Origin of the sequence: Streptomyces sp. NPDC096013 (assembly GCF_044763565.1) — a bacterium.
In the GTDB taxonomy this organism is placed as follows: Bacteria; Actinomycetota; Actinomycetes; order Streptomycetales; family Streptomycetaceae; genus Streptomyces.
Window position 1 is genome coordinate 196,873 of record NZ_JBIWGK010000005.1, and the last position, 21,461, is coordinate 218,333.

General features: G+C 70.9%; 21 protein-coding genes. 4 read left to right on the forward strand and 17 right to left on the reverse strand.

Features of this window, described 5'->3' with window-relative positions; genetic code table 11:
* Position 1: 1 nt before the first annotated feature.
* Positions 2–211 (reverse strand): hypothetical protein, encoded by a 210-nt coding sequence (locus ACIRB1_RS19000; protein WP_033282229.1) that lies wholly within the window; start codon positions 209–211, stop codon positions 2–4.
* A gap of 217 nt (positions 212–428) precedes the next feature.
* A complete protein-coding gene (locus tag ACIRB1_RS19005; RefSeq protein ID WP_033282228.1) occupies positions 429–704 on the reverse strand; it encodes a hypothetical protein in 276 nt (91 codons plus the stop codon).
* A 196-nt stretch (positions 705–900) separates the two neighbouring features.
* On the opposite strand from ACIRB1_RS19005, the gene ACIRB1_RS19010 reads away from it, so the two are divergent.
* Positions 901–2,262, forward strand: a complete 1,362-nt coding sequence (locus ACIRB1_RS19010) for a protein kinase (RefSeq protein WP_403466314.1) — start codon at positions 901–903, stop codon at positions 2,260–2,262.
* 215 nt (positions 2,263–2,477) lie between these two features.
* On the opposite strand, the gene ACIRB1_RS19015 is transcribed toward ACIRB1_RS19010, so the two are convergent.
* The 10 genes from ACIRB1_RS19015 to ACIRB1_RS19060 all read right to left on the reverse strand — a co-directional run bounded on the left by ACIRB1_RS19015 (position 2,478) and on the right by ACIRB1_RS19060 (position 15,110).
* Positions 2,478–2,873, reverse strand: coding sequence for an NUDIX domain-containing protein (locus tag ACIRB1_RS19015; protein WP_403466316.1), 396 nt, complete (start codon positions 2,871–2,873; stop codon positions 2,478–2,480).
* An 8-nt stretch (positions 2,874–2,881) separates the two neighbouring features.
* Positions 2,882–3,700, reverse strand: coding sequence for an RNA methyltransferase (locus ACIRB1_RS19020; protein ID WP_352180372.1), 819 nt, complete (start codon positions 3,698–3,700; stop codon positions 2,882–2,884).
* A gap of 64 nt (positions 3,701–3,764) precedes the next feature.
* Complete coding sequence (gene cobA, locus ACIRB1_RS19025) at positions 3,765–4,997, reverse strand: uroporphyrinogen-III C-methyltransferase (RefSeq protein WP_352180371.1); 1,233 nt, start codon at positions 4,995–4,997, stop codon at positions 3,765–3,767.
* A gap of 143 nt (positions 4,998–5,140) precedes the next feature.
* Positions 5,141–8,962: a nicotinate-nucleotide--dimethylbenzimidazole phosphoribosyltransferase gene (gene cobT, locus ACIRB1_RS19030; RefSeq protein ID WP_403466317.1), complete on the reverse strand. Its 3,822-nt coding sequence runs from the start codon at positions 8,960–8,962 to the stop codon at positions 5,141–5,143.
* Between the two features lie 384 nt (positions 8,963–9,346).
* The gene (gene cbiE, locus ACIRB1_RS19035) at positions 9,347–10,570 is read right to left on the reverse strand and encodes a precorrin-6y C5,15-methyltransferase (decarboxylating) subunit CbiE (protein WP_352180369.1); all 1,224 of its coding nucleotides are present in this window, start codon (positions 10,568–10,570) and stop codon (positions 9,347–9,349) included.
* Positions 10,571–10,687: 117 nt separating this feature from the next.
* The gene (locus ACIRB1_RS19040) at positions 10,688–11,326 is read right to left on the reverse strand and encodes a GNAT family N-acetyltransferase (protein WP_266767012.1); all 639 of its coding nucleotides are present in this window, start codon (positions 11,324–11,326) and stop codon (positions 10,688–10,690) included.
* Positions 11,327–11,488: 162 nt separating this feature from the next.
* A complete protein-coding gene (locus ACIRB1_RS19045) occupies positions 11,489–12,322 on the reverse strand; it encodes a MetQ/NlpA family ABC transporter substrate-binding protein (RefSeq protein ID WP_403466318.1) in 834 nt (277 codons plus the stop codon).
* Positions 12,323–12,397: 75 nt separating this feature from the next.
* Entirely contained in the window at positions 12,398–13,102 is a 705-nt protein-coding gene (locus tag ACIRB1_RS19050) for a methionine ABC transporter permease (RefSeq protein ID WP_352180366.1), read from the reverse strand.
* Positions 13,099–14,133 (reverse strand): methionine ABC transporter ATP-binding protein, encoded by a 1,035-nt coding sequence (locus ACIRB1_RS19055; RefSeq protein ID WP_403466319.1) that lies wholly within the window; start codon positions 14,131–14,133, stop codon positions 13,099–13,101. Before ACIRB1_RS19055 ends, ACIRB1_RS19050 begins: the two co-directional genes overlap by 4 nt.
* Positions 14,134–14,459: 326 nt before the next feature.
* On the reverse strand, positions 14,460–15,110 hold the full coding sequence (locus ACIRB1_RS19060; protein ID WP_403466320.1) for an HAD family hydrolase: 651 nt from the start codon (positions 15,108–15,110) through the stop codon (positions 14,460–14,462).
* Positions 15,111–15,160: 50 nt separating this feature from the next.
* On the opposite strand from ACIRB1_RS19060, the gene ACIRB1_RS19065 reads away from it, so the two are divergent.
* Together ACIRB1_RS19065 and ACIRB1_RS19070 are read left to right on the forward strand one after the other, a co-directional pair.
* Positions 15,161–15,520: a hypothetical protein gene (locus tag ACIRB1_RS19065; protein WP_266767018.1), complete on the forward strand. Its 360-nt coding sequence runs from the start codon at positions 15,161–15,163 to the stop codon at positions 15,518–15,520.
* A 73-nt stretch (positions 15,521–15,593) separates the two neighbouring features.
* Positions 15,594–15,980 carry a hypothetical protein gene (locus tag ACIRB1_RS19070; RefSeq protein WP_403466496.1) on the forward strand — a complete coding sequence of 129 codons (387 nt, stop codon included), beginning with the start codon at positions 15,594–15,596 and terminating at the stop codon, positions 15,978–15,980.
* On the opposite strand, the gene ACIRB1_RS19075 is transcribed toward ACIRB1_RS19070, so the two are convergent.
* From ACIRB1_RS19075 to ACIRB1_RS19085, 3 genes are all read right to left on the reverse strand, one after another.
* A complete protein-coding gene (locus ACIRB1_RS19075) occupies positions 15,970–16,467 on the reverse strand; it encodes a GNAT family N-acetyltransferase (RefSeq protein WP_403466321.1) in 498 nt (165 codons plus the stop codon). The genes ACIRB1_RS19070 and ACIRB1_RS19075 overlap by 11 nt on opposite strands.
* Positions 16,468–16,513: 46 nt before the next feature.
* The gene (locus tag ACIRB1_RS19080; protein WP_403466322.1) at positions 16,514–17,020 is read right to left on the reverse strand and encodes a sigma-70 family RNA polymerase sigma factor; all 507 of its coding nucleotides are present in this window, start codon (positions 17,018–17,020) and stop codon (positions 16,514–16,516) included.
* Between the two features lie 73 nt (positions 17,021–17,093).
* Positions 17,094–18,278, reverse strand: coding sequence for a glycerophosphodiester phosphodiesterase (locus tag ACIRB1_RS19085; RefSeq protein WP_403466323.1), 1,185 nt, complete (start codon positions 18,276–18,278; stop codon positions 17,094–17,096).
* A gap of 301 nt (positions 18,279–18,579) precedes the next feature.
* Here ACIRB1_RS19085 and ACIRB1_RS19090 point away from each other — a divergent pair, with 301 nt between their 5' ends.
* Positions 18,580–19,269 carry a lysophospholipid acyltransferase family protein gene (locus ACIRB1_RS19090; protein WP_352180360.1) on the forward strand — a complete coding sequence of 230 codons (690 nt, stop codon included), beginning with the start codon at positions 18,580–18,582 and terminating at the stop codon, positions 19,267–19,269.
* Between the two features lie 70 nt (positions 19,270–19,339).
* On the opposite strand, the gene ACIRB1_RS19095 is transcribed toward ACIRB1_RS19090, so the two are convergent.
* Both ACIRB1_RS19095 and ACIRB1_RS19100 read right to left on the reverse strand, forming a co-directional pair.
* Positions 19,340–20,863, reverse strand: a complete 1,524-nt coding sequence (locus tag ACIRB1_RS19095) for an MFS transporter (protein ID WP_403466324.1) — start codon at positions 20,861–20,863, stop codon at positions 19,340–19,342.
* The gene (locus ACIRB1_RS19100; protein WP_352180358.1) at positions 20,860–21,426 is read right to left on the reverse strand and encodes a helix-turn-helix domain-containing protein; all 567 of its coding nucleotides are present in this window, start codon (positions 21,424–21,426) and stop codon (positions 20,860–20,862) included. The genes ACIRB1_RS19095 and ACIRB1_RS19100 overlap by 4 nt, the downstream gene beginning before the upstream one ends.
* Positions 21,427–21,461: the final 35 nt, after the last annotated feature.

Consider the following 21,461-nt stretch of genomic DNA (forward strand, 5'->3'; position numbering starts at 1 on the left):
CTCAGCGCCCCAGCATCACTCCCACGGACGACGCTTGTGTGGCCACGGTCTCCCAGCCGTCGAAGACGACCAGGAGCAGGACCGCCAGGGGAAGTGCCATCAAGGTCGCCACCAGTGGGTGGCGACGGCCCGTGCGGCGGGTGCGGAACGCCGCGTTGTACGCCTTGCGTCCCTCGGTGCGGATCAATGCCCGCGGTGCCGTGTGGGCCATGGTCCCTCTCCTGACCGTGCTCCGTTGACCAAACTCTGTTGTCTTTGCTTTGGCAGCGGCGGGTGTCTGACCTCGGGGGACGAGTGCTGCACCCGCCGCTTGACCTCAAATCTAGGCGTGCGGCGGGCGCGGGTCGTCATGCCCTCGTACCGATTGGCGGGCCTCCCGGAGGATGAGCGATGACCTGCGAACTACTCCCCTGGGTGGAGACCGGCTCCTAGGTCTCGGGGTCTTCCCGGAGGGGGAGTCCGGTGTGCCCCGCTTTCTCTGAGCTGTCCTCGCGCGGGACCGGCTGCTCGACCAGGGCGAGGACCCTGGTCGCCATGAACCGGGCCGTACGGACGACGGAGCCACTGCGGGTGACTTCGCTCACTTCCACCACCCCTCTGCGCACCGCCGTCTCCACCCGGCGGCCCGCCCTGCTCGCCACCACCTCGTAGGTACGTGTGGTGTCGCCTGCGTCCACCACTATCTCGACGCGATCACCCTTCACGCGCTCAATCCCCCTTCTGTGATGGTTGGTTGGGGTCCGAGGGGATGTGAAGTCCTGCTGCTCGCAACGCCTCTGACCACTCTTCAAGTTTCCCACCCGGCACTGACAATCCGTCGGGCCGAGAGGGCGCGGCCTTTGCGCGCGGGCGGCCGTGGAAACGTAAGCTGTCGCTCGTCACACGGACCGGGCAGCGGGGATGAACATGGCGATGATGCGCCTGAGGCGCGAGGACCCGCGCGTCGTCGGCTCGTTCAGGCTTCACAGACGGCTCGGCGCGGGCGGAATGGGTGTCGTCTACCTGGGCTCCGACCGCAAGGGACAGCGGGTCGCGCTGAAGGTCATCCGGCCGGATCTGGCGGAGGACCAGGAGTTCCGTTCGCGGTTCGCGCGCGAGGTCTCGGCGGCTCGGCGGATTCGTGGCGGGTGCACCGCCCGGCTCGTCGCGGCGGATCTCGACGCCGACCGGCCGTGGTTCGCCACGCAGTACGTGCCCGGGCCCTCCCTCCACGACAAGGTCGCCGACGAGGGTGCGCTCGGTGCCGCCGAGGTCGCCGCGATCGGGGCCGCGCTGTCCGAGGGGCTCGTCGCGGTGCACGAGGCCGGGGTCGTCCACCGGGATCTCAAGCCGTCGAACATCCTCCTCTCCCCCAAGGGTCCGCGGATCATCGACTTCGGTATCGCCTGGGCGACCGGGGCGTCGACGCTCACGCATGTCGGTACGGCGGTGGGGTCGCCCGGGTTCCTCGCCCCTGAGCAGGTGCGGGGGGCGGCGGTCACTCCGGCCACCGATGTGTTCTCGCTCGGGGCCACGCTCGCTTACGCCTCCACCTCTGACTCGCCCTTCGGGCACGGTAGTTCCGAGGTCATGCTGTACCGCGTGGTGCACGAGGAGGCGCAGTTGCACGGGGTGCCGGACGCGCTCGCGCCGCTGGTCCGCGCGTGCCTCGCCAAGGACCCCGAGGAGCGGCCCAGCACGCTTCAGCTGTCCTTGCGGCTCAAGGAGATCGCGGCGCGTGAGGCGCAGGGGATCGCCGATGTGCGGCCGCCTTCGCCCCGGGCGGCCGAGGCGGATCGGCCTACCGGGCGGCTTGCCGACAGTTATCCGGAGCAGCAGCGGACCCAGGGGGGAAGGCGTCCGCAGCATCCGCAGAGTGCGCAGGGGACTCCGGCGCCGCGTGGTGCGGCACCGTCGTCCCGGGGTGGGGGCAGTCCGTCGCGTGGGGGTGGGGTGCCGTCTCGGCCGGGGCAGCCTCGGCCGACTCCGTCGGGGCGTAACACGACGCGGTCCGGTGGTGGCAGTGGGAGTCGGCCCGGGCCTCGGAGTGGGGCGGGGCGGTCTGGTCCTCGGACGACGGGGACCGGGCGGCGGCCTGCGAATCCGCGGTTGTTGCGGCAGCGGTTGTTCGTGTTCGTCGTGGTGACGTTGCTTGTCGCGTTGGGGATCGCGGTGGCTCAGGGGTGTTCGGGGCCGGCTCATGGGCTTGGGCCTGTGGGGAAGCGGGGGTACGGGAGTGTCGTGGGGGCGGATAGTTCCGCTTCGGGTGGGTTCAGCGGGTAGGGAGGGCTGTTTTCGCCCCCGCCGCCCCTACCCGTCCCATCCTTCAGGGGCTGCCGCTCCTTCTCCCCCGCCTGGGGGCTGCGCCCCCAGACCCTCATCGGCCCTGAAGGGGCCTCGTCCTCAAACGCCGGACGGGCTGAAACAAGCGGGCCTGAGCCGGAAAGTGCGCGTCGGACCGGCTGGAGTTGGCGGGCCGGGCCAGCCGGGTGTCCTGGCTACAACTCCGGCAGGACCCGTTCGAAGAACTCCCGGTCCGCTTCGAAGAGTGGGGTCATCTTCAGGAACTCGGATGGTGTGACCCAGCGGACCTCGGAGACCTCGGCCGGGTCGGGGATGATCGTGCCGGTTCCGGTTTCGGTGGCGGTCCACCAGTGGAGGCGGAAGCGGCCGTCGTCCGCCTGGGACTCCCAGACCTTGGTCAGTGGGAAGACCGCGAGGCCGACCTCCTCTTGGACCTCTCTGACCAGGGCTTCTTCCTGGGTTTCGCCTGGTTCCAGTTTGCCGCTGAGCGGGGCCCAGTAGCCCGAGCGCGACGAGTCGGGGCCGCGGCGGATGACGAGGACGCGGTCCGCGCGGCGGAGTACGGCGACGATCGCCTCGCGCTGGGCCAAGCGGGCTCCTAGTGTTCGGGGCGGCCGGTGGCCACCGCGTAGAAGGCGACCGCGGCTGCGGCGCCCACGTTGAGGGAGTCGACTCCGTGGGCCATGGGGATGCGGACCCATTCGTCGGCCGCCACCAGGGCTTGGGTGGACAGGCCGTCGCCCTCCGCTCCCAGCATGAGGGCCACTCTGGCCATGCGGTGCGGAGCCGCCTCGTCCAGGCTCTTCGCCTTTTCGTCGGGGGTCAGGGCGAGGAGCGTGAAGCCTGCCTCTCGGACCGACTCAAGGCCCTTGGGCCAGCTGTCCAGGCGGGCGTACGGGACCGAGAAGACCGCGCCCATCGAGACCTTCACGCTGCGGCGGTAGAGGGGGTCCGCACAGTCAGGGGACAACAGGACCGCGTCCATGCCCAGGGCCGCCGCCGAGCGGAAGATCGCGCCGATGTTGGTGTGGTCGTTCACCGACTCCATCACCACCACCCGGCGCGTGGTCTGGAGGAGTTCGTCCGCCGTGGGGAGCGGTTTGCGTTGCATGGAGGCCAGGGCGCCTCTGTGGACGTGGTAGCCCGTGACGCGTTCGGCCAGCTCCGGGCTCACCGCGTAGACGGGGGCCGGGAGTTCGTCGATGACGTCGCGCATGACGTCGACCCACTTCGCGGAGAGCAGCATCGACCGCATCTCGTAGCCGGCGTCCTTGGCCCGTCTGATGACCTTCTCGCCCTCGGCGATGAACAGGCCCTCGGCCGGTTCTCGCTTGCGGCGCAGCTCTACGTCGGTCAGGCCCGTGTAATCACGCAGGCGCGGGTCGTCGGGATCCTCAACGGTGATGAGATCGGCCACAGGGTGATACTGCCTTGTCCTGGGTGTGGTGCCAACGGCTGGGAACGGGTTGTGTTACCCGGGGTTACGCGAGCTCCTTCGGTCCGACGGTGACCACCGCGCCGATGACGATCACCGCGGGCGGCTTCACGTCCTCGGTGCGTACCGTCTCGCCGACCGTCGCGAGGGTCGCGTCCACCCGGCGCTGGGCGGCCGTCGTGCCCTCCTGGACCAGGGCGACCGGGGTGTCGGCGGGCTTGCCGTGCGCGATCAGGGTCTCGGCGATCTTGCCGATCTTGTCCACGCCCATGAGGACGACGAGGGTGCCGGTCAGCTTGGCCAGGGAGGGCCAGTCGACCAGCGAGCGCTCGTCGTCAGGGGCCACATGGCCGCTGACCACCGTGAACTCGTGTGCGACTCCCCTGTGGGTGACGGGGATGCCCGCCGCGCCCGGTACCGAGATCGAGCTGGAGATGCCCGGCACGACCGTGCACGGGATGCCCGCCTCCGCGAGCGCCTGGATCTCCTCCATGCCACGGCCGTAGACGAAGGGGTCGCCGCCCTTGAGGCGGACCACCGACTTGCCCTGCCTGGCGTGTTCGATCAGGGCGTTGTTGATGGCCTCCTGGGCCATGTAGCGGCCGTACGGGATCTTCGCCGCGTCGATCACCTCGACGTGCGGGGGGAGTTCGGCGAGGAGGTCGCGGGGGCCGAGGCGGTCGGCGATGACGACGTCGGCCTCGGCGAGGAGGCGGCGGCCGCGGACCGTGATGAGGTCCGGGTCGCCGGGGCCACCGCCGACCAGGGCCACGCCCGGGGTGCGGTTGCGGTGGTGCGGGGCGACGAGGGTGCCGTCGCGGAGGCCCGCCACGACCGCGTCACGGATGGCGGCGGTGTGGCGGGGGTCGCGGCCGCGCGCGTCGGTGGTGAGGACGGCGACCGTGACGCCCTCGCTGTGGCCCGTCGCCGGGGTCCACGCGGTGGCCTGGTCGGCGTCGTCCGCGCGGACGCACCAGACGCGGTTGGCCTCGGCCTCGGCGGAGGCCCGGGTGTTCGCCTCCGGGTCCGTGGTGGCGATCAGCGCGTACCAGGCGTCCGCCAGGTCGCCTTCCGCGTACGGGCGTCGCTCCCAGACGATCTCGCCCGCGTCCGCCATCGCCTCCACGGACGGGGTCGCGCCGGGGGACACGAGGAGGATGTCCGCGCCCGCCGCGATCAGCGCCGGCAGACGGCGCTGTGCGACCTGGCCGCCGCCGAGGACGACGACCCTGCGGCCGGTGAGGCGGAGGCCTACGGGGTAGGCGGGGTGTTCGGCCATGAGGGTCCGGCTCCTCTTGTACGGCGGGTCTCCCCCGCATGCTTTCACGGCGTGCGGTGGCCCTGACGTGCAGATTTTAAGGGCAGGGCGTCAGTGCGGCCCAGCCGGTCCACCGGCTGGGCCGCATCGCCGGCTGTGGGCGCCTACTTTTCCGTCACCCCTGCGGAGTCGAACGTCGCCACCTCGTGCATCGCCCGCGCCGTGCTCTGCACCAGCGGCAGGGCCAGCAGCGCGCCCGTGCCCTCGCCGAGGCGGAGGTCGAGGTCGACCAGGGGGCGCAGGCCGAGCTTGTTCAGCGCCGCCACGTGACCCGGTTCCGCGCTGCGGTGGCCCGCGATGCAGGCCGCGAGGACCTCGGGGGCGATCGCGCGGGCCACGAGAGCCGCGGCGCCCGCGCTGACGCCGTCCAGGATCACCGGCGTACGCAGGGACGCACCGCCGAGCAACAGGCCGACCATCGCCGCGTGTTCGAAGCCGCCGACCGCGGCGAGGACGCCGATGGGGTCGGCCGGGTCCGGCTGGTGGAGGTCGATCGCGCGGCGCACGACCTCCGTCTTGCGGGCCAGGGTCTCGTCGTTGATGCCGGTGCCCCGGCCGGTGACCTCGGCGGGGTCGGTGTCCGTGAACACCGAGATCAGGGCCGCCGACGCGGTGGTGTTCGCGATTCCCATCTCACCGGTGAGCAGCGCCTTGTTGCCCGCCGCCACCAGGTCGCGGGCCGTCTCGATGCCCACCTCGATGGCCTGCTTGGCCTCCTCGCGGGACATCGCGGGACCGGTCGTCATGTCGGACGTACCGGCCCGGATCTTGCGGGGCAACAGGCCCGGCGTGGCCGGGAGTTCGGATGCCACACCGACGTCCACGACACACACCTCGGCGCCCACCTGGCCCGCGAAGGCGTTGCACACCGCCCCGCCGCCGAGGAAGTTGGCGACCATCTGGGCCGTGACCTCCTGCGGCCAGGGCGTGACGCCCTGCGCGTGCACACCGTGGTCGCCCGCGAAGATGGCGACGGCCGCGGGCTCCGGGATCGGCGGCGGGCACTGCCGGGAGAGACCGGACAGCTGCGCGGAGATGATCTCCAGCATGCCGAGCGAACCCGGCGGCTTCGTCATCCGCTTCTGCCGCTCCCACGCCTCGCCGAGCGCCTTCGCGTCCAGCGGGCGGATTCCGGCGACGGTCTCCGCGAGCAGGTCGTGCGGGTCCTCGCCGGGCAGCGCCCGACGGCCGTAGGTCTCCTCGTGGACGACCCATGACAGCGGGCGGCGCTTGGACCAGCCCGCCTGCATCAGTTCGGGCTCGTCCGGGAACTCGTCGACGTAGCCGACGCAGAGGTACGCGATGACCTCCAGGTGCTCGGGCAGGCCGAGCGCGCGGACCATCTCGCGCTCGTCGAAGAAGCTGACCCAGCCGACGCCGAGGCCCTCGGCGCGGGCGGCGAGCCAGAGATTCTCGACGGCGAGCGCGGCGGAGTACGGCGCCATCTGCGGCTGTGTGTGCCGGCCCAGGGTGTGGCGGCCACCGCGGGTCGGGTCGGCGGTGACGACGATGTTCACCGGGGTGTCGAGGATGGCCTCGATCTTCAGTTCCTTGAACTGCTTCGCCCTGCCCTTCGGCAGCGACTTCGCGTACGCCTCGCGCTGGCTCTGCGCCAGTTCGTGCATGTTGCGGCGGGTCTCGGCGGAACGGATGACCACGAAGTCCCACGGCTGCGAGTGCCCGACCGACGGCGCGGTGTGCGCCGCCTCCAGCACGCGCAGCAGCACGTCGTGCGGGATCGGGTCGCTGCGGAAGCCGTTGCGGATGTCCCGGCGCTCGCGCATCACCTTCAGCACCGCCTCGCGCTCGGCGTCGTCGTAGGCGGGAGCGGCCGGGCCGGTGGACTCTCGTACGTCTTCCACTGCGGCCGTGCTCTCTTCTTCCTGATCGGCGGCCCGGGTGTCCAGGTCGTCCGCGTGCTGTACGAGTTCCGGTCCGAGGTCGGCGTCCGCCTCACGGGGTGCGGGGACGGCGGCGAACGCGTCCTCCGCGCCGACGAGTTGCTCCTCCGGAGGGAGCGTGAGCGGGTGCGGCGGGGTCGGCGCGAGGTGCGGGGTGGTGGGCACCGAACCCTCCACCGGCACGAAGCGACCCAGCGAGTCGTCGGGGTGCGGCGGCGGCCCGCCCGCCAACTGGGCGTCCGCGTCCACCTGTTGGGGCTGGACGAGGTGCATCCCCTCGGGGGCGACCGGCTGCGCCTGCGGCACGGAGGAGAGGACCTGCTCCGGCTCCGCCAGTTGTTCCGGCTCGGGCAGCGGGGCCGGCTCCGCCGCCGGTTCCGGGGCGGGGGCTTCGGCCACGACGAGGGGTGCCACCGGTGCGGGTTCGGCTGCTACGACCGCTTCCGCTTCGGGCAGTTCCGTCGGGACCGGGGCGGCCTCGGAGATGAAGGTGGGCTCGACTTCCGTGGGCGCGACCTGAGTTGGGGCGGCTTCCTGGTAGTCGGTGCCGTCGACGGGGGCGACCTCGTGGACGGGCGGGGTGTCGGGCGCCTGCTCCGCCACGGGGGCCTGCTCGGCCGCGAAGACCTGGTCGACCGCCGGGGCCTGCTCGGGAGTGACCGCGGCCTCGGAGACGAACGGCTCCTCGGCGACCGGTACGGCATCCGAGGCGAGCTGTTCCGGCTGCGGCTCCTGCGCGGCGGCCACGACGGGCACCCCCTCGGGAATCGGACCGGCGTCCGCGACCGGCACCTCCTCGGGAGCCGGTCCTTCGCCGCCCACCACCGCGTCCTCGGCCACCGGAGCGACCGCGCCTTCGGCGGCGACACCGGCGTTCGGCACGAACTGCGGCTCGGCGCCCTGCTCGTAGACCTGGGCCTGCACCGGCCCCTGCGGCTGCTCCGGCGACTGACCGGCGATCGAGGCCTGGGCGCCCTCGGGCAGGTGGCCCGTCTCGTGGACCCCGGCGTTCCCGGAGGTCTCCGTGCTGACGTGGGCGAACGGGGTCGCGGGCTCCCCCGCGAACACCTGGCCCTGCTCCTGCCAGGCGGTCCCGGCCTCGGGCGCCTGAGCCAGGCCCGCACCGGTACCGGCGCTCGTGGCGACGGCCGTGGCCGGACCCGGCTCGGGCGCGACGACTCCGGCGTCCAGGGTGGCGGCGATGCCACCGCCCACCGCGACCGGAGCCTGCGTCTGTGCCGGCTGCTCCGCGGACTCGCTGCCCGGTTCGGCAAGCGGAATAACCGTTTCCGCTGTCTGTGCCCCGGCGCTCGCCGGCGGCTGGACGCCCCACGGGGAAGCGCCCTGCGGGGGCAGGTCGCGGAGTTGGGGTGACTCGAAGTACTCGGGGCCGGTCGCCGCCGGGCCGGGCTGACGTACCGGCGCGCCCGCGGGGCCGCGGTCGGCGAGGGAGCGGACCGGGCTCGCGGAGGTGTCGGGGAGGGGCGGGCCGAGGTGCAGCGGGCGGCGCGGCGGGACCGGCGCGGGCGGCGGCGGTGCGGGATGCCGGACGGCGCCCAGATCGACGGAACCGCTGTCGCGCCCGTCCGTCTCGTGCGGACCCGGCTCGTGCACGACGGCTTCCTGCGGAGCCGGCGCGTGTACGTCGGCCCGCGGAACGGCCTCGTGCGCGACCGGCTCCGGTGCGGCGGCCTCGTGCACGGCGGCCTCCTGCGGAACCGGCTCCTGCGCGGCGGCCTCGTACGCGACGCCGTCGTACACGGCACCCTCGTACGCGACCTGCTCCGGTGCCGGCTGCTCCTGCGGAGCGGGCTCGTGGACGGTCTCGACGACGGGCTCGGGCGCGGGCGGCGGGACCTCGTTGCCCCAGGCGCCCTGGGCGCCGGGCAGCAGCAGGAGGTCTTCGTCCTCGGCGGTGGTCTCGGAGAGGTAGGTGTACGCGCCGTGCGCGGGAACGCCCGGCTGTTCCACCATGCCTGCGTTCTCCGGCAGCCCCTCGGCCGGGATCTGGCCGGTGTCGGTCATGCGTACCCCTCGCCCATCGGTTAGTGCTTCTACGACCCGCTCACCGGGAACGGCGCACCGACCGCCCCGCAGTGGAGAACGAGCGTGCCTGTCCAGCGGCACGAACGACCCGGCGTCAAATAGCGACAAAGCCACTTGGACGACAAAGCCATTCACTGGCATTGTCGCGGCCGTTCGGCCGTCGCGACAGCTTGATCCGCGACGGTCCGCTGTGGACTGCGCCACGTTGCGCGTCCTCCGGTTACGCCGTACCACACTCACCCCAAAACGGGCGGGTTTTCCGGACATTGACGAACGAAGTGCCGGGTCACCCGAAGCGGTACAACAGTCCGCCAGCCTACCGCGCGCAGTACGACAACAGGATCACGGGGACGGTACGAGGGGTCAGGAAACGCGCTCCGGGAGGAGGCCGCTGAGCAGGAACGCGACGCTGCGCTCGGTCTCCGTCCAGGCCCTGGTGTCGAGTTCGACGGACTGGAGGAGGGCGCACTCCACGTGGTAGCCGTGCTCCGTCAGGTCGCGGCCGATCAACTCGGCCTCGTCGCGGGTGGCCGCGTGCGCCACGATGCGCTGCGGACGCCGGTCGGCGACCGCGGAGACGACCGCCACTCCCCCGCCGCCGACCCGTACCACGTCGGGTTCGGGGAGGTTCTCCAGGATGTGCGGGGCGTCGCCCTGGACGATCTGGAGGTGCACCCCGAAGCTGCGGGCGGCGGAGTCGGTGCCGGTGCAGGCCCGGGTGTCGCGGTCGACGGCGATGACGGCCGCTCCGGCGCGGGCCGCCTCGATGGCGAAGGCGCCGCTGCCACAGCCGATGTCCCACACGAGGTCTCCGACGCGGGGGCCGAGGCGGGCGAGCTGTGCGGCCCGGAGCAGATCGGTCTCGCCTTCGCCGAGTTGGCCGCCGTAGGCCTCGGCGGGGAGGGTCCAGCCGCGGGCGACGGCGGAGGGGTCGCGGCCGGCGATCCAGCCCTCGCCGGTGACGCCGGTGACGGAGGGGCCGACCGGGCCGCCCATGACGATGACGACGTTGGGGTCGCGCCAGGTGCGGTCGGCGGCCTTGTCGGAGGTGAGGACGGTGACCTGCTCGTGCTCGGTGCCGAGTTCCTCGCAGATGACGAAGGTGCGGTGGACGCCCTCCATCAGGAGGCCGAGTTCGGCGGGTCCGGCGCCCGGTGAGGTGAGGACGGCGACCTTTGTGTGGGCCCGGCATACGTTCACCGCGCGTCGCAGGGTGCGCCGGTGTGCGACGACCACCTGTGCGTCGTCCCAGGGCATCCCGGCGCGGGCGAAGGCGGCGGCCACGGAGGAGACGGCGGGGACGACTTCGACCTCAAGGCCGAACTCGGGGTCGCGCAGGGTCCGTACGACGCCGAAGAAGCCGGGGTCGCCGTCGGCGAACACGACCGCGCTGCCGCGGTGTCCGGCGATCCGGCGGGCGGCCAGGGCGACGCTGCCGAGGCGGATGCGCTCGGCGCGCTCCGGTACCTCGGGGAGCGCGAGATGGTGGGGTGCGCCGGCCACGAGGGTGGCGGCGGCGAGGGCGGAGCTTGCCGCGGCGGTCAGCGGAGAGCCGTCCCAGCCGATCACCGTGACGCGGTCGGCCATCGTCGTCAGTCTCCAGGAAGTTTTTCGCAGGTCGTCGGGGAAAGCGGCCCGCACGCGGGCACCGTGAGGGTACCTGGTGCGGCCGGGAGGTGCTTCCCCGCCCGTACCCCGCCGGAGTCAGTTCCAGTCGGCGAGTGACGTGAAACCGTCGACGTCCGCGAGCTGTTCGGCCGTGCCCTCCAGGTCCTCCGGGAGGAGGCTCCACACGATGAAGTCGGTGCGGACGTCGCTCCAGGTGCCGTCGTCGGCGTGGACGTGCGCTATGCACGCGCCCCGCAGGACGCCCTCGCTGATGCAGCCGATCTTCTGGGCGACCTGCTGGGAGGCGGTGTTGTCGGCGGCGGTGCGCAGTTCGATGCGCTCCAGCTTCTGGTCCCCGAACAGCCATTGGGCGGTGGCGAGCGCGGCCTCGGAGGCGTAGCCCTCGCCGCGCGCCCAGGGGGCGATGATGTACGACAGCTCGGTGGACCGGATGTGCCAGTTGGTCTTGGTCAACTGCACGATGCCGACGAGCCGTTGGGTGAGGAACTCGGTGACGGCGAGGTCGAGGCCGCGGCCCGAGGTGCGTTCGGTGGGCGCGTGCTCGGTGATCCAACGGCGGGCCTGGGCCTCGGAGTAGGGCTGCGGGACGTCGGTCCAGGACCCGACCTGTTCGTCGTTCATCATCTCCGTCAGCGCGGGGATGTCGTCCTCGTCGAGGGGCCGCAGCACCAACCGCTCCGTGCTGATGGAGATGTTGGGGAAGGTGCTCGTCATGCGCCGCTCCGTAGCCTGTGGAAAATGTTCAGGGCAACCTGAACTGCCCAGCATGCAGCATGAAAGCACCGAACCGCACCACGGGGTCCACCCGCGGTGAGCGAGTGGACCCCGTGCGTCGCGGCGAGTTGTCTGCAAGACGACTCGAAAGCGCGGGATGCGTCAGAAGGACGGGATGACCGAGCCGGCGTACTTGTCCTCGATGAACTTCTTGACCTCGGGCGAGGTCAGCAGCTTCGCGAGCTTCTTGACGCGCGGGTCCTTCTCGTTGCCCTTCTTGACCGCGAGGAAGTTGCCGTACGGGTTGTTCGTCGCCGACTCCAGGATCAGGGCGTCCTTGGCGGGCTTGAGGCCCGAGGAGATGGCGTAGTTGCCGTTGATGACGGCCGCGTCGACGTCGTCCAGGGAGCGCGGGGTCTGGGCCGCCTCCAGCTCCTTGAACTTGAGCTTCTTCGGGTTCTTGGTGATGTCCGAGGGGGTCGCCTCGTTGCCCACACCTGCCTTGAGGGTGATCAGTCCGTTCGCCGCGAGCAGCTTGAGGGCGCGGGCCTCGTTGACGCTGTCGTTCGGGACGGCGACGGTCGCGCCGCTCTTGAGGGCGTCGGCGCTCTTGACCTTGTGGGAGTAGAGGCCGAGCGGCTCCAGGTGGACCGTGACGACGGACACGATGTGGGTGCCGTTCTTCTTGTTGAAGTCGTCGAGGTACGGCTTGTTCTGGAAGTAGTTGGCGCCCACCGAGCCGTCCTCGGTCGCCGTGTTCGGCGTGACGTAGTCGGTGAACTCCTTGACCTCCAGGTCGAGTCCGGCCTTCTTCGCCAGGTGGTCCTTGACGTAGTCGAGGATCTCGGCGTGCGGGGTGGGGCTCGCGGCGACGACCAGCGGTCCGCTGTAGTCGGAGGCCGAGGAGGAGTCCTTGCCCGAGCCGCAGGCGGAGAGCGCGAAGGTGAGGGCTCCGGCGGCCGCGACGGCGGTGGTGATCTTGGCGGTGTTACGCACGAAAAGTGCCTTTCCTGAGGGGTGTTACGACCCCGCGATGGGTGGTGCGGGGAGTCTGTGGGGGTGCCGGGAGGCCTACGCGGCCTTCAGCAGCCGGAGCCTGGGCCCGGGACCGGAGCGTCCGCCGCGCCGGTGCAGGGAGCGGGCCGCGTAGTCGCCGGCGAACTGGATGAGGGAGATGACGACCGCGAGGATCGCCACGGTGATCCACATCAGCTGGGTCTCGAAGCGCTGGTAGCCGTAGCGGATGGCGATGTCGCCGAGGCCGCCGGCGCCGACCGTGCCGGCCATCGCGGAGTAGCCGATGAGCGCGACGATCGTGGTCGTGGTGCTGGAGATCAGCGAGGGCAGCGACTCGGGGACGAGGACCTTGCGCACGATGGTCCAGGTGTTGCCGCCCATCGACTGCACGGCCTCGACGAGCCCGCCGTCCACTTCCCGGACAGCCGTCTCGACGAGGCGCGCGAAGAAGGGGATCGCCCCGATCGCGAGTGGCACGATGGCGGCCTCGCGGCCGATGGTCGTGCCGGTGATGGTCCGGGTGAAGCCCATCAGCGCGACCATCAGGATGATGAACGGCAGCGAGCGGGCCACGTTCACGATCTGGCCGATGACCTTGTTCGCGGCGACGTTCTGGAGCAGTCCGCCGCGGTCGGTCAGGACCAGCAGGATGCCGAGCGGAAGTCCGCCGACGACGGCGATGACCGTGGACCAGCCGACCATGTACAGCGTGTCCCAACACGCCTGGGACAGCAGGGGCTGCATCTCCGACCAGGTCACTGGACACCTTCCTTCAGCAGTACGGGCTCCTGGCCCAGCACGTCGATCTGGAGGCCCTGTTCGCGCAGGAAGCCGATCGGCACGACGTTGTCCTCGTAGCGGCCGGGCAGTTCGATGCGCATGCGGCCGACCTGGAGTCCGCCGACGGTGTCGATGGCGGCGCCGAGGATCGAGATGTCGATGTTGTAGGTGCGCGAGAGCTGCGAGATGACGGGCTGGGTCGCGGCCTCGCCGTGGAAGGTGACATCGACGACCGTGCGGTCATCGCCGTGTGCCTCGCCGGTGACGGGGAAGAGCGCGGAGGCCAGCTGGGAGCCGGGGGTGGCGAGCAGTTCGCTGACCGTGCCGGACTCGACGATGCGGCCGTTCTCCATGAGCGCGGCCGAGTCGCACACGTTCTTGACGACGTCCATCTCGTGGGTGATGAGCAGGACGGTCAGGCCCAGCTGCCGGTTCAGGTCGCGCAGCAGCTGGAGGATGGAGCGGGTGGTCTCCGGGTCGAGCGCGCTGGTGGCCTCGTCGGAGAGCAGCACCTTGGGGTCGCCGGCCAGGGCGCGGGCGATGCCGACGCGCTGCTTCTGACCGCCGGAGAGCTGCGCCGGGTAGGACTTCGCCTTGTCGGCGAGCCCGACGAGGTCGAGGAGTTCGAGGGCCTTGGCGGACCGCTCCCTGCCGGAGGTGCCGAGGATCTCCAGCGGCAGCTCGATGTTGTCCTGCACGGTCCGCGAGGAGAGCAGGTTGAAGTGCTGGAAGACCATGCCGATACGGCTGCGCGCCTGCCGGAGTTCCCGTCCGGCGCGCGGTCCGCGCCCGGCGAGGGCGGTGAGGTCCTGCCCGGCGACGGTGACCGTGCCGGCGGTGGGCTTCTCCAGCAGGTTGACGCAGCGGATGAGCGAGGACTTGCCGGCGCCGGACTGGCCGATGACGCCGTAGACCTCGCCTTCGCGGACGTGGAGATCGACGCCGTCGAGGGCGGTGACCTCACGGCCGCGTGAGCGGTAGACCTTGGTCAGGCCCGATGTGGTGATCACTGGGGTTCCATGACTGTCGGGTACGCGGGCGTGGGTGTGCCCTGGGTACGAGGGGGGGACATGTGCGTGGGGCGGCGTCCGTCACATACGGCAGAGCGCATATGAGCGTGGACATGCCACGGCGGCTCGCTTCGGGGTGCGAGGCTCAGGGGTGGTCCGGGGGCCCTCTAGAAGGCGCACATTCGACACATACAACGAGCACCGGGCGTCAGGGTCGCCTCGGTCGCAAGGGTGCGGCTGCTCGTCGTGGTCATGGAATCAGTAAAGCAGACGTACGGTCCTGACAAAGGGCCGCTGTCCGCATGCCGGACAGCGGCGGACACCCGTCAGACGCGCTCGGAGATCTCCACTCCCCCGTCGCTGACCAGCGCGGACAGGGCCGACAGGTCCCTCACGACCAGGTCGGCGTCCAGCTCGTGGGCCTGGTGGGTTGTGGCCAATGCCACGGTGATCATTCCGGCCGCGCGGCCCGCCTGGAGCCCCGCCGGGGCGTCCTCGAAGACGACGCAGTCGGCCGGGTCGACGCCGAGCCGGCGGGCGGCGAGCAGATACGGCTCGGGGTCGGGCTTGCCGCGCGTGACGTCCTCGGCGACCACGAGGGTCTTGGGGAAGATGCCGGCGTACGCGAGCCGGGCCTCGGCGAGCCTGCGGGTGGCCGAGGTGACGACGGCCCAGCAGTCGGAGGGCAGCGTGTCGAGGAGGTCCCGGGTGCCGGGCAGCAGGGTCGCGCCGCCGTGGGGCACATCCTCCACCTCCAGGGCCTCGATCCGCGCGACCGCGGCCGGGACGACGTCGGCGGGCAGCAGGTCGGCGGCTATCGCCTCGGCGGTGCGGCCGTGCAGTTCGACCCGGGCGAATTCCTCGGCGGTGATCCCGAACTCTTCCGCCCACCGGGACCAGCACCTGCGCACGGACTCCAGGGAGGAGACGAGGGTGCCGTCGTTGTCGAACAGAAGGGCTTGAACATGGATCTTCATGCACTCGACCCTACGGTCACGGGCCCCTGAGCCCGTAATAGGGTTTCCGCATGCTTGATGCCCTGACGCTGGCGACCGGTGTCGCCGCGCTGCTGCTCGCCGCCTGGTGCGGCTGGGCGGCCTACCGTGATCAGCCGACCAAGGACTGGCACTTCATCGGCATGGCGGTGGTCACGCTGCTGGCCACGGTCCAACTGGTGGTCGGGATCGTGCAGTTGGCGCGCGGCGAGAAGGCGGAGCAGGGCACGGCGATCTTCGTGGCGTATCTGCTGGGCGCGTTCGCGGCCGTCCCGGCGGCGGGTTTCATGTCCCTGACGGAGCGCACCCGCTGGGGTTCGATCACGGCCGCGGCCGGCGGAGTGGTCCTCGCCGTGCTCGAAGTGCGGCTCTACGACATCTGGGGAGGCTGAGGTGACGACCACGGACGAGAACGCGGAAGAGCACTCGGCGGAGCGGCCGAAGCGCCTCATCAGCGGGCCCGGCATGCTGCTCGTCTGGTTCTACGGGGTGATGGTCGTCGGCGCGGTCTCCCGCTCGGTGTACCAGATCGCCACCGAGTTCGACCGGGCCCCGCTCGCCTACTCGCTGTCGGCCGTGGCGGGCGTTGTGTACGGCTTCATCACGTACTCCCTGATCCGCGGCGGCGAGACGGCCCGCAGGGCGGCACAGGTCTGCTGCGCCGCCGAACTCGCGGGTGTGCTCATCGTCGGGACGCTGACCGTGTTCGACAGCTCGGCGTTCCCGGACGCGACGGTCTGGTCGTACTACGGCGCGGGGTACATCTTCATCCCCGTGCTGCTGCCGCTGTCCGCGCTGTACTGGCTGCGCAAGAACCGCACGACCGGCACCGCCGACGCCGTCACGCCGTAGCGACGTACGCCTCGACCGGTTTCTCCAGGACGATCATCGGTACGCCGTCGTCGCCCTGGGAGGTGCCCACGGTCTCGTAGCCGACGCGGCGGTACAGGCGGAGGTTGCCCTCGCTGCGGTGGCCGGTGTGGAGGCGGAACTTCTTGGCGCCGCGCTCCTCGGCGAGGGCCGCTTCGGCCGCGCGGAGCAGACGGGCGCCGATGCCGTGGCCCTGGAGGCGGGGGTGGACGCAGAGCTTGCCGATGGCCGCCGCGCCGTCCTCGGTCACCGTGCCGCGGACCGATCCGACCACCTCCTCGCCCAGCCGTGCGACGTAGACGCAGTCGGCGCCGACCTCGCTCCTGACCGACTCGAGACTCTGGACGAGCGGGTCGATGCGGTAGTTGCCGTACAGCGCCGCCTCGCTCTGGAAGCACAGGTACTGAAGCCTGAAGATCTGCTCTGCGTCCTGCTCGGTCGCCACCGAGATGGTCACGCTCATGCCCATGTGCGCACGCCTCCCGCTCACCTGATCGCCACTTGATTCCTCACTCCTATCCCCGTGCTTCGAGCGCCGCAACCTCCGGCGTCAGCAATCGCCGAAGACATCCCAGACATCTGGAACGTTCCGGGCCGAGACTGCCCTGTGAGATACCCAACTCCCCCGCGATCTCGCGGTAGGTGAGGTCCTTCGGCGACAGCAGCGCCCCCAGTAGCCGCGGGCAGCGGCCGGGCAGCCGGCGCACGGCGTCGTGCAGCGCGCGGTACCGCGCCGCCGTGAGCGCGGCCTGCTCCGGACCGCGGTCGCTCTCGTCGACGGGATCAGCGCCGTACGACTGTTCCCGGCGGGCCGTACGACGGGTGCGCCGGGCCTCCGAGCGGACCGCGCGGCGGAGCCAGCGCTGCGGGTCGACCGGTGGGCCGGAGGAGTCGAGGAGCTCCAGGAGGCGGAGCCAGACGGCCTGTTCGAGGTCTCCCGGCTCCGTTCCCCAGGCATATGCCTCGGCCGAGGCCTCGGCGGCGAGCAGTGGGCGCAGGGTGGTGAGGAGTTGGTGTGTCATATGCGGCACGACGCGGCCGCCCCGGCACGAGGTTGCCGGGGCGGCCGTCTGTCACTCCAACGGGGCGCGGGGCTCAGCCGTTGACGAAGTCCGCGCGGGCCAGCAGACCGGTGTCGGCGTTGTCGGTGAAGACACCGTCGATGCCGGTGGCGAAGTACCGCTGGAAGGCGCCGAAGGCGTCGCCGTAGGCGTCCACGGCCGTGCCCTTCCGGTACTCCTTCGGCAGGAAGGGGTTCTCGTTGCGCATGGTGTAGGGGTGCAGGATCAGGCCCGCCTTGTGCGCGTCGGCGACGAGGGTCGTCTCCTTGTTCAGGCTGCCGTCCGCGTTCTTCGTGATGATCAGGTCGAGGGTCGGGCCCAGGCCGTCGGCGTACGTCGCGATCTCGGCGAGTCCCTTCGGCGTGACCAGGTCGTCGACCGTGCGCGGGTCGCCCTGGTCGATGAAGTCGAAGGGCCGGGTACCGGTGCCGGACAGCAGCACGACCAGCGGGTTGCCGACCAGCTTGCTGATCCTCGCGATGCTGGTCGGCTCGAAGGACTGGATGAGGACGGGCGAGTTCCTGCGGTCCTTGCCGTGCCGGCGCAGGATCGTCGAGAGCAGCTTCTCCATCTCGAAGCCGCGCTTGCGGAAGTAGGTGGGGTGCTTCATCTCGGGGTAGATCCAGACCTGCTTGCCGCGCTTGCGGGTCTGCTCGTCCTGCCACCGGAGGACCTCTTCGAAGGTGGGGATCTCCCAGCGGCCGTTGTAGAGCGTGTTGTGCGGGCGGTTGGCCGGGATGCGCTCGATGGCGCGCAGGGTCTTCAGCTCGGCGAGCGTGAAGTCCTCGGTGAACCAGCCGGTCGTGGAGACGCCGTCGAGCAGCTTGGTGGTCTTGCGGTCGGCGAACTCGGGGTGGTCGGCGACGTTCGTGGTGCCGCCGATCTCCGGCTCGTGCCGGCAGACCAGGTGACCGTCCTTGGTGGGGACGAGGTCACCGGCCTCGACGATGTCGGCGCCCAGGTCAAGAGCCAGGTTGTACGAGCCGAAGGTGTGCTCCGGGCGGTAGCCGCTGGTGCCGCGGTGACCGACGATCGTCGGCTTGGGCAGGTCCTTCAGACCGCCGCCACCGTGCCGGGACGTCGTGGCCTCGGCGGCTCTCGCCGCGCCGGCGGGTCCGAGTGCGGCCACTCCCGCGCCGAGCACGGCGGCGCCGAGCAGCGCCCGTCGTCCGGTGCCGCCTGCTCGCTCGTTCGGCCCCTGCGTTCCCTGCGTGTCCATGAAGCCTCCTGGCGTCGCCCGTCGCTGCGCGCCGATCGTAGGTGCGCGCGGATGACGGGCGGGAGACCTCGGCCGGAACGCGAGGGTGACGCTGGATGTCGTACCGGATGGGAGGTTTGACCCGCCGTCACCAAGGAACGCGAGATGCGTCACAACATGGCGGCCCGGTTACGGGGCGGTCCTGGCGCGGCACCGCAGGTAAACGTGCGTCAACACTGCGTAAGACCTCGGTGAACCCGATGTGCAATACCCCGGGCGCCGCGAGTATCGTCCTCACCTGCACAGACTTATATCGAACCCCTTGACACCGGAGGGCCCGTTGTCCCGCTTCGCGCTCATCAAGGCAGTGCTCGGACCGATCATGCGCCTGATGTTCCGCCCCCAGGTGGAGGGAATCGAGCACATCCCGGGAGAGGGCCCGGTGATCCTCGCCGGCAATCACCTCACGTTCATCGACTCGATGATCCTTCCGCTGGTCTGCGACCGGCAGGTGCTGTTCATCGGCAAGGACGAGTACGTCACCGGCGAGGGGTTCAAGGGCCGCCTCATGGCCTGGTTCTTCACCGGGGTCGGGATGATTCCGGTGGACCGGGACGGGGCGAACGGCGGGGTCGCGGCGCTGATGACGGGGCGTCGCATCCTCGAAGAGGGCAAGGTCTTCGGGATCTACCCCGAGGGAACCCGGTCGCCCGACGGCCGGCTGTACCGGGGGCGGACCGGGATCGCCCGGCTCACGATGATGACGGGCGCGCCGGTGGTGCCGTTCGCGATGATCGGCACGGACAAGCTGCAACCGGGTGGGGCGGGGTTCCCTCGGCCGGGGAAGGTGACGGTCCGGTTCGGCGAGGCGATGGAGTTCTCCCGGTACGAGGGCATGGACCGGGACCGGTATGTGCTGCGGGCGGTGACGGACTCCGTGATGACCGAGGTCATGCGGTTGTCCGGGCAGGAGTACGTCGACATGTATGCGACCAAGGCGAAAGCCGCTTAAGGGTTCGTTGTCGGGTGCGGGTGCGTGGGGGCTGGTCGCGCAGTTCCCCGCGCCCCTCAAAGCATCCCCCTCAGGCGGCGTTTTCCAGGTTCTGCCCCTTGAGCATGAACCATGCCGCGACCGCCGTTGCCAGTAGGACTGTTGCGCCTACCGCCGATGCCACGCTGAGGCCGCTGACGAAGGCATCTCTCGCCGAGGTCAGCATCTCCTGGGACGCGTGAGACGGCATTCCCGCTGCCGCCTCCATCGCGCCGCCCAATGACTCGTGCGCGCCGCTCGGTGTGCCCGCCGGGGCCGCGAATCCCCGGTACACGCCCGTCACGATGGAGCCCAGTACGGCGATGCCGAGGGCCGCGCCCAGCTCGTAGGCCGTTTCCGACACCGCTGACGCCGCGCCCGCCTGTTCCTTCGGTACGGAGGACAGGATGACGTCCGCTGTCACGGTGAAGGAGAAGCCCGCGCCGATGCCGACGACCAGGAGGGCGGCGCCGAGGACCGGGTAGGCGGTGGACTGGTCCAGGGTGGTCAGTGCGGCCAGGGACAGGCCGACCGCTGCCAGGCCGCCGGCGACGATCGCCCGGACCGAGAAGCGGCGGGCCGCCCGTCCCGCGATCAGGCCTGCCGCCACCGCGCCCGCTGCCGCGGGTATTTCGGCCAGGCCCGCCTCGAACGGGCCCCTGCCCTGGACCAGTTGAAGGTACTGGGAGAGGAAGAAGACCAGGCCCGACAGGCCGAGGATGGTCAGCAGGTCGGCCAGGACCGCCGCACTGAAGCCGCGGTTGCGGAACAGGCGCATGTCCAACAGGGGCGCGGGAAGCGTGAGTTGGCGGCGGACGAACCAGTACAGGGCCGCCGCGCCCAGCGCGCCCACCGCGAGTGAGGGCAGCTCGAAGCCGTGGGACGCGGCCTCCTTGACGGCGTAGACCACTCCGATCACGCCGATCAGGGAGAGGGTGACGCTGATCAGGTCCCAGGGGCCCGGGTCGGGGTTCCTGGATTCCGGGAGCGTCTTGATGCCGACGAGGACCAGGACCGCCATCACGGGCAGGTTGATGAGGAAGACCGAACCCCACCAGAAGTGTTCGAGGAGGAAGCCACCCGCTACCGGGCCGACTGCCGTACCGGCGGAGGCCGTTGCGCCCCAGATGCCCACGGCGAGGCTGCGTTCGCGCGGGTCGTGGAAAAGGTTGCGGATCAGGGCGAGGGTGGCGGGCATCAGGGTCGCGCCCGCGACGCCGAGGAGCGCCCGCGCCAGGATCATCAACTCCGGTGTGGACGCGTAGGCGTTGAGAACCGAGATCGCGCCGAACGCCGTGGCGCCGGCCAGCAGGATCTTCTTGCGGCCGATGCGGTCGCCGAGACTGCCCATCGACACGAGCAGGCCCGCGATGACGAAGGAGTAGACGTCACCGATCCAGAGGAGTTGGGTGCCGGACGGCTTCAGGTCCTCGCTGATGTAAGGCGTCGCGAGGCCCAGGACGGTCGCGTCCACGGCCACCAGCAGCACGGCGAGCACGAGGACGGAGAGCGCGAGCCAACGGCCCGGGCGCTTCTCCGTCTCCGACGCGACCGCCGGCCGCAGGGTGCTGGTCATGATTCCTCTCTCCGTGTTTCGTCTCTGCGCAGTGCGCCGCCGAGCAGCAGCTCGACGATCATGTGGGTGAAGTCGTTGGCGGCGACCCTGCCCTCCTGGACCGCCCAGGCGCCGGAGGCCAGCAGGCCGTACAGCGCCTCGGTGAGCCAGGCCGGGGTGAGGTCGATGCGGAACTCGCCGCTGGACTGGCCGCGCCGGAAGAGGGCCGCGATCCGCTGGTCGATCCGGTTCCAGCCCGTGTTCTGCTGCTCGCCCTCGAAGAGCTGGTTCTCGCTGTAGAGGAAGGCGAGCAGTCCGGCCGCGGGCTCGATCGCCCGCACCAGCCGTCGTACGGCGTCGGCGGCCGGGCCCTCGTCCAGCCGCGCCGCGCCCAGCGCGGACTCGCACTCGGCGATGCCCAGCGCCTCCAGCGCGCGCACCAGCGCGTCACGCCCGGCGAACTGCCGGTGCAGCGTGGCCCGGCTGATCCCGGCCGCCTTGGCGACCTCGTCCATGGTGGACGTGGATTTCCGGGTGAGCAGCGCGGCCGCGCTGCGGAGTACGTGGTCACGGTCGACGGCCATGAGACAACAGTAACCCATGTGAGACATATTTGTCT

What these genes read in the sequence shown, in the direction of transcription:
- ACIRB1_RS19010 (WP_403466314.1), top strand. Translation starts at nt 901, where the DNA reads ATGAACATGGCGATGATGCGCCTGAGGCGCGAGGACCCGCGCGTCGTC.
- ACIRB1_RS19075 (WP_403466321.1), bottom strand. Translation starts at nt 16,467, where the DNA reads ATGGGCATGAGCGTGACCATCTCGGTGGCGACCGAGCAGGACGCAGAG.
- ACIRB1_RS19085 (WP_403466323.1), bottom strand. Translation starts at nt 18,278, where the DNA reads ATGGACACGCAGGGAACGCAGGGGCCGAACGAGCGAGCAGGCGGCACC.
- cobT (WP_403466317.1), bottom strand. Translation starts at nt 8,962, where the DNA reads ATGACCGACACCGGCCAGATCCCGGCCGAGGGGCTGCCGGAGAACGCA.
- ACIRB1_RS19100 (WP_352180358.1), bottom strand. Translation starts at nt 21,426, where the DNA reads ATGGCCGTCGACCGTGACCACGTACTCCGCAGCGCGGCCGCGCTGCTC.
- cobA (WP_352180371.1), bottom strand. Translation starts at nt 4,997, where the DNA reads ATGGCCGAACACCCCGCCTACCCCGTAGGCCTCCGCCTCACCGGCCGC.
- ACIRB1_RS19095 (WP_403466324.1), bottom strand. Translation starts at nt 20,863, where the DNA reads ATGACCAGCACCCTGCGGCCGGCGGTCGCGTCGGAGACGGAGAAGCGC.
- cbiE (WP_352180369.1), bottom strand. Translation starts at nt 10,570, where the DNA reads ATGGCCGACCGCGTCACGGTGATCGGCTGGGACGGCTCTCCGCTGACC.
- ACIRB1_RS19070 (WP_403466496.1), top strand. Translation starts at nt 15,594, where the DNA reads ATGCTGCTCGTCTGGTTCTACGGGGTGATGGTCGTCGGCGCGGTCTCC.
- ACIRB1_RS19040 (WP_266767012.1), bottom strand. Translation starts at nt 11,326, where the DNA reads ATGACGAGCACCTTCCCCAACATCTCCATCAGCACGGAGCGGTTGGTG.
- ACIRB1_RS19060 (WP_403466320.1), bottom strand. Translation starts at nt 15,110, where the DNA reads ATGAAGATCCATGTTCAAGCCCTTCTGTTCGACAACGACGGCACCCTC.
- ACIRB1_RS19000 (WP_033282229.1), bottom strand. Translation starts at nt 211, where the DNA reads ATGGCCCACACGGCACCGCGGGCATTGATCCGCACCGAGGGACGCAAG.
- ACIRB1_RS19065 (WP_266767018.1), top strand. Translation starts at nt 15,161, where the DNA reads ATGCTTGATGCCCTGACGCTGGCGACCGGTGTCGCCGCGCTGCTGCTC.
- ACIRB1_RS19080 (WP_403466322.1), bottom strand. Translation starts at nt 17,020, where the DNA reads ATGACACACCAACTCCTCACCACCCTGCGCCCACTGCTCGCCGCCGAG.